Raw genomic sequence first — 15,263 nt, forward strand, 5'->3', positions numbered from 1 at the left:
TCCTGTAGTCGGTTGCCCCCGGTCTGTATGAACGGGACGGAGCGGCAAAGCCTTTGTTAGATCATGACAAAATGCTAAGGTTAGCGATGTCCGACTTGACGACACCGCTGCTCCGAAAGCTCGAAAGCCTGGGTCGTCTTTCATCAGATGATCGCGAGAGCGTCGAAGCGATGGTGCTTGTGGGTAAGCAGTTGCAGCCCGGTGAGCAGATTGCGCAGGAAGGGGACGAACCCAGCCGCTGTTGCCTGGGCCTCCTGCGACGCTATAGCGTTTTGAACAATGGCAACCTGCAAACGCTCTCAATCCATGTCCCCGGCGATATACCCGATCTCCAAGGCTTGCATCTAAGGATCATGGATCACACACTTGCGTCGATCGGTAGAAGCAAGATTGCGGTGATTTCACACCACGATATTCTCGAGGTTGTGCGTAAATCACCTCGCCTAGCAAATCTATTTTGGCGGGAAAGTTTGGTAGACGCGGCGGTCGCGCGCGCCTGGGTCAAGGTGTTGGGAGGGCATGATGTGGTGGGCAGATTAGCCCACCTCGCCTGTGAGCTTTACGTGCGCATGAAGGTGATGGGGCTGGTAAGAGACCATTCTTATCCGTTACCGCTAACTCAAGTTCAGATCGGCGAGACCATCGGCGCGAGCGTAGTTCACGTCAATCGCATGTTGAAGAAACTGCGTGCTGACGGGCTTTTGGAGCACAAAGAAGGGCGGCTGGTCATTCTGAACTGGGACGCCTTGTGCGAGATGGCAGACTTCGACCCCGGGTACCTGAACTTGCGAGACCCACTCTATTTGGATGTAACGCCAGTCGCAGTCGATTAGCTCCGCTCCTCCCGAAGTCCTGTTGTGAGGCAAGCGGCGGCCCGCGCCGTGAGGGCAGCGGGCCCGACTGTCTTGCGGGACCAGTCGGCAGCGGGACCCATACCGCTGCACCAAACCAACTACGCGGCATTTAAGCAGTTCCTTGAGCAAACAAAAAAGCCCGCCGGCGCGAGCCAGCGGGCTTGTCTTGAGTTGGGCCTATTTCATCTGCATAGCCATCTTGCAGAAATCTGCGTGTGACTTCGCGACGGCTTCGTCGGCACACTCCTTCGTGATTGCGGCGCGGTCGTCCGCACTCATGGCCGCCCACGCGGCCTTGACGTCCGCTTCCGACTTCATGGTCTTCATGCCGGCGTCGGTGAAGAAGGGGGACATTTTCGCCGGATCGTCGAGCGCAGAAGTGCCGGTGGAGCTTCCGGCAAAGGCCGAGCCGGTCATAAGAGCGAGCGATGCGCCGAGAACGAGCATTTTCGAGTTCATGAAAAATTCCTCCTGATGATCTGAGCTGCTTAAATGCAGCCGTGCTAATGCAATGTCGATTAGGAGAAAAGGTTTCCACTCAGAACAGAAATTGCAGAACGCCGTCGGCGAGCCAGCGGAACGCGAAAAAGGCCCGCCCGAATGCGGAAACGGGCGGGCAAGTCTTCTGGAGTGCGCCGGGGGGCCTGCCCGGCAAATTGTCAATGAGCGGCGGAAGGTTTGGTTGCGGGGCATTCAAATGAAATGCCCGCGCTCACCTAGGGCGTAGGCGGCGCGGGCTCCCCAGCACGGACCGCTGAAAGAACGGGCTGGGAAACGGCATAACCGCCTCCCTGGAAGGAAAGTTCCGGCCATTCGCAAAAAAGCCCGCGGGGCGCGAACCGACGGGCCTAATCATGGATACTAGTCACCGGATCGGCGCGGCCGGAACGCTTGAATCTCCACTGGCACGTCCGTAAGCAGGCTCATGCTTGATCCAGTCGAACTCGCGCATCGGCTGGAACTAATACCCGGTTGTGCGCGTAGTAGTGCGCAACTAGGGCTAACAAATGATGGTCGGGGCGATTCTGGTCGTTGAAGACGAACCACTTATTCTGCTCGATGTCGAGACAGCGTTGCAGGAGGCTGGCTTCGAAGTGGTAACGGCTCATAATGCCGCTGAGGCTATTGCAGCCTTTGATGCCGAGCCGGAGAGGTGCAAAGGTCTTATCACAGACATTCGGCTGGGCGCTGGGAAATCGGGCTGGGACGTTGCCAGGCATTTGCGGCAAGCCAACTCCACCCTGCCTGTGATCTATGTGAGCGGGGACAGTGCTGTTCACTGGGGCGCGGAGGGCGTCCCGGAAAGCGTGATGATACCCAAGCCGTTCGTCCTGCCCCAAATTATCACGGCCCTGTCGACGCTCCTAAATGCGCAGCCGCTTGCACCTGAAGCTTCGAATTAGACCGCAACACGCTGTATCCGTATGGTCGCGGCGTCTAGTGCCTACTTCCGCACAATCCAGTCCAGCAACTCGGGATCGACGTCATCGCTGCCTTTATAGGTGCGGATCAAAAGCGCGGCGTGTTCTCGCCAGCGCTCTTCGGGTATTTTCTCTTCGATGACGGATTTTTTAAAGGCGCTGCGCAGCACTTCGCACTCGTAAGATGAAACAATGAACCCTATCCATCGCCGCTGCCGCCGCGTTGTGGGTGCGCGCGGACGAAGGGGTTTAAAGTGCAGGTTTTTGATAGGCTTGAAGCGTTACTGGATGCGGGCGATCCATCCGCCGCTTTGGAAGAGGCGCGAGCTTCGATGCTTCAGATCAAGGGGCGGTCAAACGTGGTCTCGTGCGCGATCGACGATTTTTTGATCGACTTGATGACCCTAGCATTCGTCACCGAAGCCTTTGGCCACCATCTCGCGGATGCGGCATACAAACTCGCTCGGCGAAGGCTCTCAAAGGTTAGACTGCTGATTACCTGATTACCTGACGGGCGCCAGCGCGCGTTCAACCTCTCCCGCCGTTGAGCACCGTATGCGGCCCGGGCGTCTCTTTGCGCCTCGCTGTGGGCCGCAGGGAGCGTTTCTGAACACGCTCCCTAAAACTTAGCAACCTTCCCCTTTCAGGGATCGCACCATCCGCACTACAACCGCGTCATACGGGACTTTTTCCGATCTGCTGTAATTTATGGTGAAGAGTGCGGCACGGTCGTTGCAGATCGCGATAGCGCGGACATATCGAATCTGGCCACTTTTAATGCCCGAGTAACTGGCCCACCTCGGGGTGACGCGCCGATAGGTCAGCTTCCAACCAACCTTTTCGTCCTCAATCATTCGGTACTCGATCTCGGCGGGGAAACTGGCGTTTCCGAGCCTGGCACCCCAGACAGCTAGGAACGCATCGTTTGGACCTTGAAAAGCCGCGCCTTGGTCTGAACGCTGTGTCAGCACAAAACCCGGCGGAACATCAAATGTGAAGCCGAACTGCCTGACACCGAACTGCTGCCACGCCTGGGCCTGAAGAAGCGTGCTGTAAAATAGGACCGGAACGAGGCTCAGCAGAAAACGTACCATGGCGGGAAAAAGGGTAGCCCCGCGATTCCGTTCCATTAGCAACTAATTATATTTCCAGAACCCTAGGAGCGGATCGGGAATGCGCCTTAGCGGCCCAGCGACCGAGCTTGCGTCTAACCCTATTTTGCGTGGACCACGATTATTAGTCTGCGGCTCCCGCACCCGCCCTTGGCGCGCTCGAGATCGGACTTGTTACCTGGCTTGGGGGCTTTCCAAGAATTCACGATCTATCTCTTGTAGTGTTCGTTCGCTCATTTCACCCTGTGCCAACCCAAGCAGCTTTCCACTTTCTTTCGCGCTGAATCTGTTGGCCATCAGTTTCTTGTAATGCGCCAGCATCTCTGCCGGGACTGCGAAGCCACGCCGAAAGTCTGACGCGGCTTTCTGGGTGCGGGTGATACCCAACTGGCTGGCCGTAGCCTTAACAGAAGCCACGCTACGGCTAAGCCGTGTTGCTATCGCTTTCGGGCTCTCGTTGTTTGCATACCCTTCCTTGATTGCGATCCGCCGTCCTGTCATTTTCTTCCGCACTTGCCCGTCTTCCAGTCCACGATCAGGCCGAGCGGCCCGCTATAAGATCCCAAAACCCGCCGCTCCATTGCGGCGGGTCCAGAAGATGCCGGGGGGTTGATGTACCCGACGCTAACGAACGGTCGAGACGCTCAGATGTTCCTGCGGCCTCGATCCCCAAGGGTCATGGGTACAAGGCGCGTTCTATGCCGCTGCTCTCCTGCTCCGGCCAACACCCCTTTGCTTGCCTCCCGCCGCGGCTGAGGGTCGGGGACAAGCTTAGGATTCGGCTCTTCGTTCATGGGAGCTAAAGTTGCGGCAGCAAGTTTCGCTAATCTTTGACTGCTCAAAAACCCGCCGCCCCATTCACGGCAGCGGCGGGTCGATCCCGCTTTTTGGGCTGGACCTGCAGCAGGCGAATTTGAGGGAACTGCGCCTGCTGTAAGCACAAACCTTTGACGATCACTTACGTTCCGGATGCATGAGTTCTTGGGACATTGCGCCGAGAGAAGCGTGCCGCAAGTCTGCCTCACCGCGCAGGTGCTTTACCCGGCCGATCAGGCCCGGCTTTACCCATTGGGTGGCCGGCCGCTTCATGCCCTTCGGCGCCGGCCCGGTGCCTTCTTCGTCGATGATGATCTGCGATCGATAGCCGTCGAATTTGACTTCGTGAATCCAGTCGTCGCCTTCGGGAGGCTTCTCGACCAAGGTCGGCAACAAAGGATCGATAAACTTCAAACGCATGAACCACCATCCACAACCCCGGCGAGCCAATAAGCTTAAGCTAAAATGGTTTCCAGATCAGGAAACCAAAAAGCTCTCGACACGCAACGTTTGACTATCTGCGGCCCTCGTTTTCTTATCCCTGGCCGTTGCGGCGGGGCTCTGAAGTGGCAGCACTCTTCACCTCAACAGCGCCCAGGACCAATACGCACCAATCACCATTTGCACGGCGAACGCAGAGAACCTGAGACTGACCGCGATCTGGGTCGTGGAGAGGAGGTGAATTATCGACTGCACTATCCGCGCGCCTAACAGTGTAGAGGCCAACGGATCAGTGACATCTGTCTTTGAAAGAATGATCGCGACTCCGAGCAGGCCTCCGAAGATTGGAAGCCCTTCAATGCAGTTGGCGTGGGCCCGGGCTAACCTCTGCATAAAAGGGGGAAAGAGCTGCGTTGTCTGGCGTAAAGCCGTTTGCTGCAACCTGTCCAGAAATCACCAGATACGTCCGGATCACTTCCATCACGATCAGCAGCCCCAGTGCCCACGAGATGAATCCAGTCAATGCAAAAGCAGTCGCCGACATGTGCCGTCCCCGTTGCTAGCAGTCTCGGTCGTTGTGGCTCGATCAACTAGTCTAACGCTATGCGGTGGTGGAGGCCAATGGCACACTAAAGGCGCATTGCTGACGACAGCTTTGAGGCCGGAAGCGGACTGGCAGCTTCAGGCTGCGAGTCTTCGTGAGCGGACATAAATGGGCGGCGTGGGCATTGTCAGGATCTGACCCGATCCGGACCTTGTTTTATGACGTTCTACGGACTCGAATCAGCCTTTCGGATTGCATATCGTCGACTAGGAAGGTCATTCATCGCGCCAGTATGGGTGGGAACAGCTGAATTGGCGCGAGCCAACCAGACGGCGTTTGGCGCCCAATATCGTTCCTTGGACCTGCGGATCATTCGCGGTCATATCGGGTACGACAGTGTAACCCTGGTCGACAAGCTGCAGTTTCAGCTCTGCCAAGTGGCGCCTGAATCCGTTTTCGATGTAGCTGCGAGGATACCGCCATCCGTTCCTGCATGCTCGCACGAGGATGTCGGAATACAGTTCAGCGCTGGCAGCTTTCACCGCTGCTTCGGAAATCAGTTTGCCGTTAGTTTGGGTGCCTTCGGACAAGCATGGCCCCGCCGACACCGACAGCACCAGTATTGCGGTCAAGACAGACAACTTTGTCATGGAGGCCCTCCGTGTTCTGAATCGACCTGGGCCTGCCAAGCGACCAGACCCTGCCGACCTGCGGAGGCTAGGATGCTGACCCGTCGGATGGAATCGTGCAAATGCAGTGTTTTCGATGTCGCATCTGTAGTATTTTCACCCTGATGTAAGGTCATCGGGTTCTGGCCACAGGTCGGCAGCGGAAGGGAAACCGGAACGATGTTTCGCGCCGTAGGCAATCCTCTCGCCGGCTTGTCGGATCGGGAGTTGCTGGTCGCGGCAAAGTTCGCGGAGGGAATGACTTATCGCGAAATCGGCGAAACACTCTTCATAGCGCCTACCACCGTTCGGACCCATCTTTCGGCCATTTATCGGAAGCTCGATGTTCGCAGCAAAGTGGCGCTTGCTGGGTTACTTGCCGATCACCGCCAGCAGGACCGCAGCCAGGCACCACCCGGAAGCCTTTCGACCGACGACTCGGGTCCGCCGGTCCTCGCAGTTCTTCCGTTCGACAATCTAAGCGGAGAGGAACGCTGGACTCGTATCGCTGACGGTTTGTCGGCGGACCTCATAGTTGATCTCGCCCGTTACCGGGACCTTGCGGTGATCGCCCGCCAAACAATGCTTTCTTACAAGGGACGGCGTGTTGACGTGCGAGCCCTCGGACGAGAGTTGAATGCCGATTACGTAATCGAGGGAAGTTTTCAAGTGGACGGGCAGCGGGTGCGCATCCGCGTCCAACTCGTCGACGCCCACATCGGGGTCGATGTTTGGACGGTGCGTTACGATCGTTCCGCGAACAACCTGTTTGCGATGTTGGACAGCGTGACCGAAAACGTCATCAATGTCCTTGCAACTGGCCACGGTCAGCTCGCCAATCTGCGACGCGATGCGGCTCGTCGGAAGCCTCCAGCAAGTTTGCAGGCCTATGACTGCTATCTGCTTGGACTTGAGCAGAAGCACCTTTTCACCCGTGAGTCGAACAAGGAGGCGATACGGCTACTGGCGCGTGCGATCGAACTCGACCCGGGTCTAGCAAGAGCCTGGGCCGCGCTGGCAACTTCGCATGCTGTGGATGCTATCAACGGGTTTACCGACAACGTTTCCGGCTCGATCGAGAGCTGGAGCAAATGTGTCAAGCAAGCGCTGGCGCTCGATCCGGCCGACATTTACGCCCGCATAATGCTTGCCGATCTCCGGGCATTGCAGGGCGATGTCGAAGCTGCTGTCGAAGAACATGAACGAGTGTTGGCGGCTGCTCCAAATGACGCTGACTCACTTGCCTTTCTTGCGGGTAGCCTTGCTCTTGTTGGTAGCGACCCGAAGCGGGGATACGAACTGGCCAAGCGAGCGGTCCGGCTAAATCCTCATGTTCCCTGGTATTATGGAATGCTTGCGCGATGTAGCTACGTTCAAGGCCTTTATCGGGAATCGCTGGTCGCGCTACGTCAATCTGCGCCAGATTCGCCCGCCACACTTCTGTTTCTGGCAATGGCTCATGCGATGCTCAATGAAACGCCTCAGGTCGCCAGGATCAATTCGCGACTGAAGTACGAGTTCCCGGACTTCACACCCGAAGTGTTTATCAGCACCTATCCGGTTACCAATCCTGTCGCCATTGCTGCGATCAGAGAAGGCGCCCGTCGCGCGGGTTTGGCGTAGCTTCATTCCTGGTCAACACTGGACGCGTGGTAGCTCGCTCGGGCCTAGGTCCTATATCGTTGCCACAAGCGGCGAATGTCCGCTGGTGGCGCGACTACGACCTACAGCATGGCCATCCATGACGTCTGCTTCTGGGCGGAGACGAGTTCATCTTTATGGCCGACTTGAGGCGCAGAGCGAAATATCGGCATCGCGTCGCAGCGAGATTCAATCGCGGCTCAGAGCTCGCCGGAGAGCACTGAAACGAATGCGATATTGCGCCGGCGTCAGCCCGACCTTGCGGCGGAAGAGACGCCCGAAAAAACTCGCATCCTCGTAACCGACTTCATTGGCCACTGCTTCGACAGGGAGATCGCCCGTCTCCAGCAGCTGCTTGGCCTGCTCGAGCCGGAGCGCGTGGATGTAGTCGATTGCCTTCATTTCCGTGGCCTTGGCGAAGCGGCGCACGAAGGAGCGCTCGGACAGGCCTGACAGCTTGGTCATTGCGGCGACGGGCGCGGGCGTCCGGTAGTTGCGTTCGGCCCATTTCTGGCAGCGGTTGATCACCCCGTCGTCGGTCTGGCGAAACCGCATCAGCGCGGCGAAGGGCTGCTGGCCCATATCGTGCCACTGCAGCATGTAGACCTTGGCGACCTCCATCGCCTCCCTGAGGCTGACGAAGCGCGCGATCAGATAGAGGGCAAGATCCTGCCAACTCGAGCCGCCCCCGGCCATGACGATGCGCTGGGCCTCGCCGCTCAGCACGAGCGACTGGCCCGGCCTCACCTTAACGCCGGGATAGTTGTTCGTGAGCGTCTCGACATAGCCCCAGTGAATGGTGGCCTCGCGATTGTCGAGCAGCCCGGCCTCGCCGAGCAGCACCGCGCCAGAACATGCGCTGGCCAGCATGGCGCCGTCGTCATGCGCTCGCTTCAGCCAGGCGGCTTCGGCATCATACTGTCCGGCAACGCTTTCGCCCGGATTGACGAAGAAATCTGGAATACAGACGATGTCGGGGTGCGGGCAATCGGCAAGGCCGTGGTCTGGGCGCACCCAGATGCCGTTTGCCGCGCGAAACGGGCTGCCGTCCCCGGCAACCACATAGGGCCGCATGCGCGGCGTGCCTGCGGCTCCGCTGGTGATGAACAGGAAATCCCTGCCGGGCGAGGAAAACAAGTCGAACATGCCGTAGATCGTGGAGGCGGTAGCCTCCGGAGCGGCAAGGATCGCTACATTCAATGGTCTGGTCTGTTCAATCATGGCAGAAATGACCGCCTTCCAGCGTTTTCGACTTTAGCGGCCGTGCCCGCGCCGCGCTAGCGTGCGTGCGTGCGTGAAACGAGGAGACCGCCCCATGGCCGCCACCGCTACCCTTGCACCATCGAGCATCGAAAGCTTCCGTTCCATCTTGCAAGGCGAGGTGCTGGAGCCGTCAAACTCATCCTACGACACGACGCGAACCGTCTGGAACGGCATGATCGACCGCTGTCCCGCCCTCATCGCACGCTGCCGGAATGCTGCCGATGTCGTGGCGTCGGTGAATTTCGGGCGCGAAAACGGGCTGGTGATCGCGATCCGCTCGGGCGGCCATAATGTCGCAGGCTACGCCGTCTGCGACGGCGGGCTGATGATCGACATGTCGCTTATGAAGGGCGTACAGGTCGCGCCTGACCTCGACCGTGCCTTCGTCGAGGGCGGTGCCACCTGGGCCGATGTCGATGCGGCCACCACCCCGCTTGGCCGCGCTACGCCGGGCGGTCTCATCTCGGCAACGGGCGTTGCCGGCCTGACGCTTTCTGGCGGCATCGGCTGGCTGCGCGGCAGCCACGGTCTCAGCGTCGACAATCTGCTGGCCGCCGATCTGGTCACCGCCGATGGCAACCTCATCCATGCCGACGTGACGCAGAACCCGGATCTCTTCTGGGCGCTGCGTGGCGGCGGCGGTAATTTCGGCGTGGTGACGAGCTTCGAGTTCAAGCTGCACCCGATCGAGCCGGAGCTGATGTTGTGCGGTCCGACCTATCCCGAGGAGCGTGCCAACGAGATCATTCCGCTCTGGCGGGACTTCATGCAGACCGCACCGGATCGCCTAAGCGGCCTGGCGGAATTCTCCACGCTGCCGGACGATCCCTCGATCCCCGAGCATGCAAGGGGCCGGCGCGTCCTGGCGCTCGCGCATGTCTATGACGGACCGGCCGACGAGGGCGAGCGCGTCGTGGCGCCGTTGCGCAGCTTTGGGGAACCGCTCGTCGATTTCAGCGGCCGCATGTCGTATCGAACCATCCAGTCGCTCTATGACGGGCTGTTCCCGAAAGGCCGCGACCGCTGCTACTGGAAATCCACCTACCTCTCGCGCCTCGACGACGAGGTCATCGAGGAGATCACCGTGCGGATGGCGAAACGGCCCTCCGAAATGACCTTCACCTCGATCTGGAAGTTCGGCGGTTTCGTTCAGCGCGTTGCAGCCGATGAGACTGCCTTCGGCGACCGCTCCATGCCCTTCATGCTCAGCCTCGACGCCATTTGGCCAGGCGCTGACGAGGACGATGCGAACATCGGCTGGGTTCGCAGCTTCTGGCAGGACATGCAGCGCTACTCGACCGGCCGCCTCTATCTAAACTTCCCCGGCCATGGCGAAGGAGCGGATCTCGTGCGCGACGCCTTGGGAGCCGAGGCCTATGCGAGGCTCGCCAAGATCAAGCACAGATACGATCCGGACAATCTGTTCCGCCTCAACCAGAACATCCTGCCAATGCCCTGACGCACAATCCAAATCCGGCCTACGGTGGCTACTCTCATTTCGGCCAAGGCGGTTTTGATCGCGCTAAGCCGCGAGCGACGCCCGCGTGGTCGCCGTGATGTCCGCTTCAACAGATCTGCCCGCAACGGCCGATATGAGGCGCATTGCTGACCGACAGCTTTTAGGCCGGTAGCGGACCGGCAGCTTCGGGTCTCGGATCTTCAAGAGCGGACCTTCAGGTCGAGCATCGTCGTGATCTGACCCGTTTTCGCCGTTCGGTCGTGAGATACCGCCATTCGGTCGTAAGATTCCGCCATTCGGTCGTAAGATACCAATGTCCGGATCCAGGGCGGCAAACGACCCTTCCACCGAGACCCAGGGAATCTGTTGGGTGCCGGCCACGACGCCTAAATGGGGGTGCCGCTGTCCGACGCGCGACAGTCGTGTTAGGCTTTTCCGCTGAGGGCTACCGCCATGTTGGATATCGCGCCTTGGCTCGCCCACCTCGGGCTGGACAAGTACATAGAAACTTTCACCGCGAACGAAGTCGACTTCACCGCACTTCGTCATCTCACCGAAGATGATCTGAAGGAGCTGGGCTTACCGCTCGGCCCGCGCCGCAAGGTGCTTGCCGCGATTGCCACGCTAGATGCCGACGCCGGGTCGATGCCAACCCCCGCGCCAGCTCCAGTGCCGGCGCCGCGCGTACGCGGGGCTGAGCGGCGGCAGTTGACTGTGGTGTTCATCGACCTCGTGGGGTCGACGGAGTTGTCCCAGCGGCTGGATCCCGAGGAAATGCGCGAGGTCTTTCGCGCGTACCAAAGTGCGGTATTTGCGGAGATCGTCCGGTACGAAGGCATTGTCGCCAAGCTCATGGGCGATGGCGTCCTCGCCTATTTCGGTTGGCCCGCAGCGCACGAGGACGATGCCGAGCGGGCAGTACGCGCCAGCCTCGCCGCAGCGGCGGCTACCGCTGACCTGACGACCGCGGCGTGTGAGCCCCTCGCCACCCGAATTGGGATTGCCACCGGTCTCGTCGTGGTCGGCGACTTGGTTGGGGAAGGATCCGCACAGGAGGAGGCGGTGGTCGGCGAAACGCCGAACCTAGCGGCACGCCTACAGGCCTTGGCCGAGCCGAACACCGTCGTGATCGCCGATGGCACCCAGCGACTGGTTGCCGGATTGTTCGATATGGTTGATCTCGGCCATCGGCAGATCAAGGGCTTCGCTGCACCTGTTCGCGCGTGGCATGTCACGGGCGAGGCCGATACAGAGGGACGCTTCGACGCGGTGCATGGCGTCTCGACGCCCCTGGTCGGACGGACTGAGGAACTCGACCTGCTGCTTCAACGCTGGCAGCAGGTTCGAGGACGCAAGGGCCAGGCCGTGCTGCTGTCTGGTGAACCTGGCATAGGCAAGTCGCGGCTCATCGCGGCGCTGGGAGAGCGATTGACTGGCGAGCCGCACGCTCGCTTGCGGTACTTCTGCTCCCCCTACCACGCACACAGCGCGCTCCACCCGGTGATTAGGCAGCTCGAGCGTGCTGCAGGACTGCTGCGCGACGACAGTCCGGACACGAAGCTCGACAAGCTCGAAATCCTCTTGCGGCAGTCTGCCTCCGACGTCGCACAAACGGCGCCACTTGTAGCGGAGCTGTTGTCGATCGACACCTCTGGCCGGTATGTGCCACTGAAAGTGCCACCCCAGGTGCGGAAGTCCCGAACACTGGCGGCTCTGAGCGGGTTGGTCGGAGCCTTGGCGGCGCGACAGCCTGTCATCATGATCGTCGAAGATGCCCATTGGATAGACCCCACGACTAGCGAATGGCTGGACCTGCTGTTCGACGGTCTTCAAAACCTGCCGGTACTGCTGATCATCACCTTTCGCCCCGAGTTCCAGCCGCGATGGACGCTGTTCTCGAACGTCACAGCGTTGTCGCTGAGCCGGCTCGATCGCGACGAGGGATCAGCAATCGTCGACAGGGTGAGCGGTGGCAAGAAGCTGCCGACCGACGTCAAGAACCAGATCCTGGCAAAGACGGAAGGTGTGCCCCTGTTCGTGGAGGAGTTGACCAAGACAGTGATCGAATCTGGCCACCTAGCCGACGCCGGCGATCACTTCGTCCTGTTGGGGCCATTGCCTCCGTTAGCGATCCCGTCAACGTTGCACGATTCGCTGATGGCCCGTTTGGACCGGCTCGCCCCGGTCAAAGAGGTAGCACAGACCGGCGCTTGCGTCGGTCGCGCTTTCCAGTATCGTCTCCTTGCCGCCGTCACTGGCTACGACGCCGCCCGGCTGGACGACATCTTACGCCAGCTTGAGAGCTCAGAACTTGTTTTTCGGAGTGGTGTCCCGCCCGAGGCCACCTACACATTCAAACACGCACTGGTCCAGGACGCCGCCTACCAAAGCCTGCTCAAAAGCAGGCGCCAACGTATCCACGCGAGAATCGCCTCGACGCTGGAATCGCAGTTCCCCGAAAGTGTCGAAGCCGAACCTGAAACACTGGCGCACCATTACGCTGCCGCAGGCCTTCTTCAGCAAGCCGTCGCCTCTTGGCTGAAGGCTGGCCAACAAGCGCTTAAGCGATCGGCCCATCCCGAAGCGATTGGCAACTTGGGCAAGGGACTCGAACTCGTAGCCCGTCTGCCGGACTCCGAGGGTCGACTGCGACAGGAGATTGAGCTCCAGACAGCGTTGGGCGTGACTATGATTGCAACCAGAGGCTTTGCATCGCCGGAAGTCCTGCAGGCCTTCTCCAAAGCCCGTATGCTTTCCGAGAAACTGGATGATAGGGACCAACTGTTCGTCGCTCTCTGCGGTGAAGCCTCGTATCAAGTGATTTCCGGCAATTTGCGCGCGGCTGACGAACTTGGCCTTCAATGCCTGGAGCTCGCCCGGGCATCCAGCGATCACACCCTGCTCCTTGAGGCACACCATCGACAATGGGCCACCAAGTCTTACATGGGAGACTATGCTGCGGCCGAACACCATTTAAATTACGGTCTCGCCAACTACGACCGAGATCGGGATCATCGCTTGACTCACTTCTATACAGGGCATGATCCAGGCGTCTGCTGCAGGAACTACTCTGCGCTGATTCTTTGGCTTCGCGGTTATCCTGATCAAGCTCTCGAGCGATGCCGAGACGCCGTGGCCTTGGCCGAAGGAATGTCTCATCCGTTCACAATGGCGTTGGCGCTGTCAAACTTCACCGACCTTTATCTGTTGCGGCACGAGCCCGACAAAGCGCGCCGCACTCTGGATAGGACAATCGCGTTGTCAAAGGAATTCGGCCTGCAGCGCGAGAACGTCGAGGGGAGGTTCCAACTCGGATGGGCGCTCGTTGAAGAGGGACATTTGATGGAGGGTATCCAAGAGATGCGCGAGGGACTTGCAGCTATCACAGCGATGGGTGCGGCAGCTGGCTTGCAACATAACCTTTGTGTCCTGGCGCAGGCCTGTGTCGAGTGTGGTGAAGCGAGCGAGGGACTTGACCTGCTGGAGAGGGCCTTGAGCATGACCGATTCTGGCGCAAGATTTCTCTTGCCGGAGTTACTGCGCACGAAGGGTGAACTCCTGCTGCGGCAAAACTCGCAGGATGATGCCGCCGAAGGCTGGTTCCGACGGGCGGTTACAATGACCCGTGACGAGGGTACGAAATCACTCGAACTCCGGGCCGCGCTTAGCCTCGCGCGTCTGCGCCGCGACCGTGGGAACGACGGAGAGGCGCGCGACTTACTCGCCCCGATCTACGCCTGGTTCACGGAAGGTCTCGATACCCGCGATCTTGTCGACGCCAAGGAATTCCTGAACCGTTAGATGGAAGTGCAATTTGCTCGAGCTCGCTTCGAGCAAGCTCCTCCCCGTAATTGCCTGATAGCAAGAAGCTGATCTCGTGAAATCTTCGAGTAGACCATTCACCTAGGTCGCGCCTAGCGGCGAGTGACCCGCTTTGTACCGAAGACGCGTCCTTCCGGCAGCGTCTGTATATGTCCGGGGTACGGCACAACCGCGACCTCCGGATGATCGTCGGCAAGGTCAGCTTTCAGGAGCCAACAAAGCGATCTCTATGGCCGACATGAGGCGCGAAGCCGCCATTTCTCAATGAAAGAAAAAGGCCCGCCACAATTCACCTGCCAGAACGGCGATGTCGAGTAGGCAGGGGGGGTGATAACACGATGTCTTCCTGCTGTTGAAGCGGGCTCCCCTTTTCCGCCAGTCGCTTGCGCCTCTGTTCGCGGAAGGCTGTCATGCCATAGCGGGTGATGCCGTAGAACAACAGGCCAAAAATCAGCCCGAGTGGCACCGCGCCGAGCAGCATCGGCTTTAAGACCGGTGCCCACAATTGCGAAATTGAAAGGGTCTGCAACATCTCACTGAGATGGGCTGGCCGTTCGTGACTTTGCATGTGGCCGTGCAACATGATCTTGCCGGCTTCCCAGGACGCTCCCAAAACAAGCGGGAGGATCAGCGGATTGCCAAAGACGAATGTTCCTAACCCTGCCGCCACCATGTTGCCTGCGATGAGCCAGCACACGATTGCGGCAATGGCGAAATGGGATCCTAATGGAAAGAAAGACGCGAAAACGCCAGCCGCTACCCCAGCTGCGACCGCGTGTGGAGTGGCATTCAGGCGCAAAATGCGCTTTGAAAAATATTGAAGCGAGCGTGAAAACGACCTGCGCGGCCACACGTAAGTGCGTAAGCGCTCGAAGAGACCATCAGGATTTCGGCGTCTAAAGAGCACTCTCTTGCCACCTACAACGCAATCTGAAGTTGATCCGATCGATGTCGTCTCGTTGAAAAGCAACCTTTTCCGCTTTGTCCTAAATTTGAATGAGCCAGGAGCCAAGTCGAGGAATGCAAGTACGATCAGGCACCGCCTTGCCGGTGAGTAGTGACTTCACGTCGACCTGGTGGACGACCCGCGCCGGTGAAGGCGCGGGCCATTTCCAACTATTGACTGATAACGATCCGCTGCTTGTCACGATTCTGGGCATAGGTGCCCTTGTCATAAGCGGTCTGCGCCTCAAGCTGGTCTTTGGTGAAATTGGTATAGAGA

16 protein-coding genes and 1 pseudogene are annotated in these 15,263 nt (G+C 59.3%); 7 read left to right on the forward strand and 10 right to left on the reverse strand.

Translation table 11 applies throughout. The features are described 5' to 3' along the window. The first annotated feature begins 95 nt into the window (after positions 1 to 95). Entirely contained in the window at positions 96 to 833 is a 738-nt protein-coding gene (locus AC1D1L_RS32675; RefSeq protein WP_477345591.1) for a Crp/Fnr family transcriptional regulator, read from the forward strand. A 198-nt stretch (positions 834 to 1,031) separates the two neighbouring features. On the opposite strand, the gene AC1D1L_RS32680 is transcribed toward AC1D1L_RS32675, so the two are convergent. Next, a complete protein-coding gene (locus AC1D1L_RS32680; protein WP_477345593.1) occupies positions 1,032 to 1,313 on the reverse strand; it encodes a hypothetical protein in 282 nt (93 codons plus the stop codon). Between the two features lie 548 nt (positions 1,314 to 1,861). Here AC1D1L_RS32680 and AC1D1L_RS32685 point away from each other — a divergent pair. Further along, a complete protein-coding gene (locus tag AC1D1L_RS32685) occupies positions 1,862 to 2,257 on the forward strand; it encodes a response regulator (RefSeq protein ID WP_477345594.1) in 396 nt (131 codons plus the stop codon). A 41-nt stretch (positions 2,258 to 2,298) separates the two neighbouring features. On the opposite strand, the gene AC1D1L_RS32690 is transcribed toward AC1D1L_RS32685, so the two are convergent. After that, positions 2,299 to 2,445 carry a hypothetical protein gene (locus tag AC1D1L_RS32690; RefSeq protein WP_477345595.1) on the reverse strand — a complete coding sequence of 49 codons (147 nt, stop codon included), beginning with the start codon at positions 2,443 to 2,445 and terminating at the stop codon, positions 2,299 to 2,301. 84 nt (positions 2,446 to 2,529) lie between these two features. Between AC1D1L_RS32690 and AC1D1L_RS32695 the strand changes: the two genes are divergently transcribed. Next, positions 2,530 to 2,778 carry a hypothetical protein gene (locus tag AC1D1L_RS32695; RefSeq protein ID WP_477345596.1) on the forward strand — a complete coding sequence of 83 codons (249 nt, stop codon included), beginning with the start codon at positions 2,530 to 2,532 and terminating at the stop codon, positions 2,776 to 2,778. A gap of 123 nt (positions 2,779 to 2,901) precedes the next feature. On the opposite strand, the gene AC1D1L_RS32700 is transcribed toward AC1D1L_RS32695, so the two are convergent. The 6 genes and pseudogenes from AC1D1L_RS32700 to AC1D1L_RS32725 form a co-directional block, all read right to left on the reverse strand. Further along, entirely contained in the window at positions 2,902 to 3,369 is a 468-nt protein-coding gene (locus AC1D1L_RS32700; RefSeq protein WP_477345597.1) for a hypothetical protein, read from the reverse strand. Between the two features lie 192 nt (positions 3,370 to 3,561). Next, positions 3,562 to 3,900, reverse strand: coding sequence for a hypothetical protein (locus AC1D1L_RS32705; RefSeq protein WP_477345598.1), 339 nt, complete (start codon positions 3,898 to 3,900; stop codon positions 3,562 to 3,564). A gap of 594 nt (positions 3,901 to 4,494) precedes the next feature. Further along, positions 4,495 to 4,623 (reverse strand): annotated as a pseudogene (locus AC1D1L_RS32710) (ATP-dependent DNA ligase); the annotation flags it as partial. A gap of 159 nt (positions 4,624 to 4,782) precedes the next feature. Beyond that, the gene (locus AC1D1L_RS32715) at positions 4,783 to 5,037 is read right to left on the reverse strand and encodes an MAPEG family protein (protein WP_477345606.1); all 255 of its coding nucleotides are present in this window, start codon (positions 5,035 to 5,037) and stop codon (positions 4,783 to 4,785) included. Continuing rightward, positions 5,000 to 5,188, reverse strand: coding sequence for a hypothetical protein (locus tag AC1D1L_RS32720; protein ID WP_477345607.1), 189 nt, complete (start codon positions 5,186 to 5,188; stop codon positions 5,000 to 5,002). Before AC1D1L_RS32720 ends, AC1D1L_RS32715 begins: the two co-directional genes overlap by 38 nt. Before the next feature lie 275 nt (positions 5,189 to 5,463). Next, on the reverse strand, positions 5,464 to 5,838 hold the full coding sequence (locus AC1D1L_RS32725) for a hypothetical protein (RefSeq protein WP_477345599.1): 375 nt from the start codon (positions 5,836 to 5,838) through the stop codon (positions 5,464 to 5,466). 198 nt (positions 5,839 to 6,036) lie between these two features. Between AC1D1L_RS32725 and AC1D1L_RS32730 the strand changes: the two genes are divergently transcribed. After that, the gene (locus AC1D1L_RS32730) at positions 6,037 to 7,479 is read left to right on the forward strand and encodes a LuxR C-terminal-related transcriptional regulator (RefSeq protein ID WP_477345600.1); all 1,443 of its coding nucleotides are present in this window, start codon (positions 6,037 to 6,039) and stop codon (positions 7,477 to 7,479) included. 207 nt (positions 7,480 to 7,686) lie between these two features. Here AC1D1L_RS32730 and AC1D1L_RS32735 read toward each other — a convergent pair whose 3' ends face one another. Next, positions 7,687 to 8,718 (reverse strand): GlxA family transcriptional regulator, encoded by a 1,032-nt coding sequence (locus tag AC1D1L_RS32735; RefSeq protein WP_477345601.1) that lies wholly within the window; start codon positions 8,716 to 8,718, stop codon positions 7,687 to 7,689. Positions 8,719 to 8,812: 94 nt separating this feature from the next. Here AC1D1L_RS32735 and AC1D1L_RS32740 point away from each other — a divergent pair, with 94 nt between their 5' ends. Together AC1D1L_RS32740 and AC1D1L_RS32745 are read left to right on the forward strand one after the other, a co-directional pair. After that, the gene (locus AC1D1L_RS32740) at positions 8,813 to 10,219 is read left to right on the forward strand and encodes an FAD-binding oxidoreductase (protein WP_477345602.1); all 1,407 of its coding nucleotides are present in this window, start codon (positions 8,813 to 8,815) and stop codon (positions 10,217 to 10,219) included. Between the two features lie 453 nt (positions 10,220 to 10,672). Further along, entirely contained in the window at positions 10,673 to 14,020 is a 3,348-nt protein-coding gene (locus AC1D1L_RS32745; RefSeq protein ID WP_477345603.1) for an AAA family ATPase, read from the forward strand. Between the two features lie 310 nt (positions 14,021 to 14,330). On the opposite strand, the gene AC1D1L_RS32750 is transcribed toward AC1D1L_RS32745, so the two are convergent. Beyond that, positions 14,331 to 14,948, reverse strand: coding sequence for a DUF2062 domain-containing protein (locus tag AC1D1L_RS32750; RefSeq protein ID WP_477345604.1), 618 nt, complete (start codon positions 14,946 to 14,948; stop codon positions 14,331 to 14,333). A 113-nt stretch (positions 14,949 to 15,061) separates the two neighbouring features. Here AC1D1L_RS32750 and AC1D1L_RS32755 point away from each other — a divergent pair. Further along, on the forward strand, positions 15,062 to 15,263 hold a 202-nt coding region (locus AC1D1L_RS32755), incomplete at its 3' end, for a hypothetical protein (RefSeq protein WP_477345605.1).

Source organism: Mesorhizobium sp. P2_D6 (assembly GCF_056404315.1).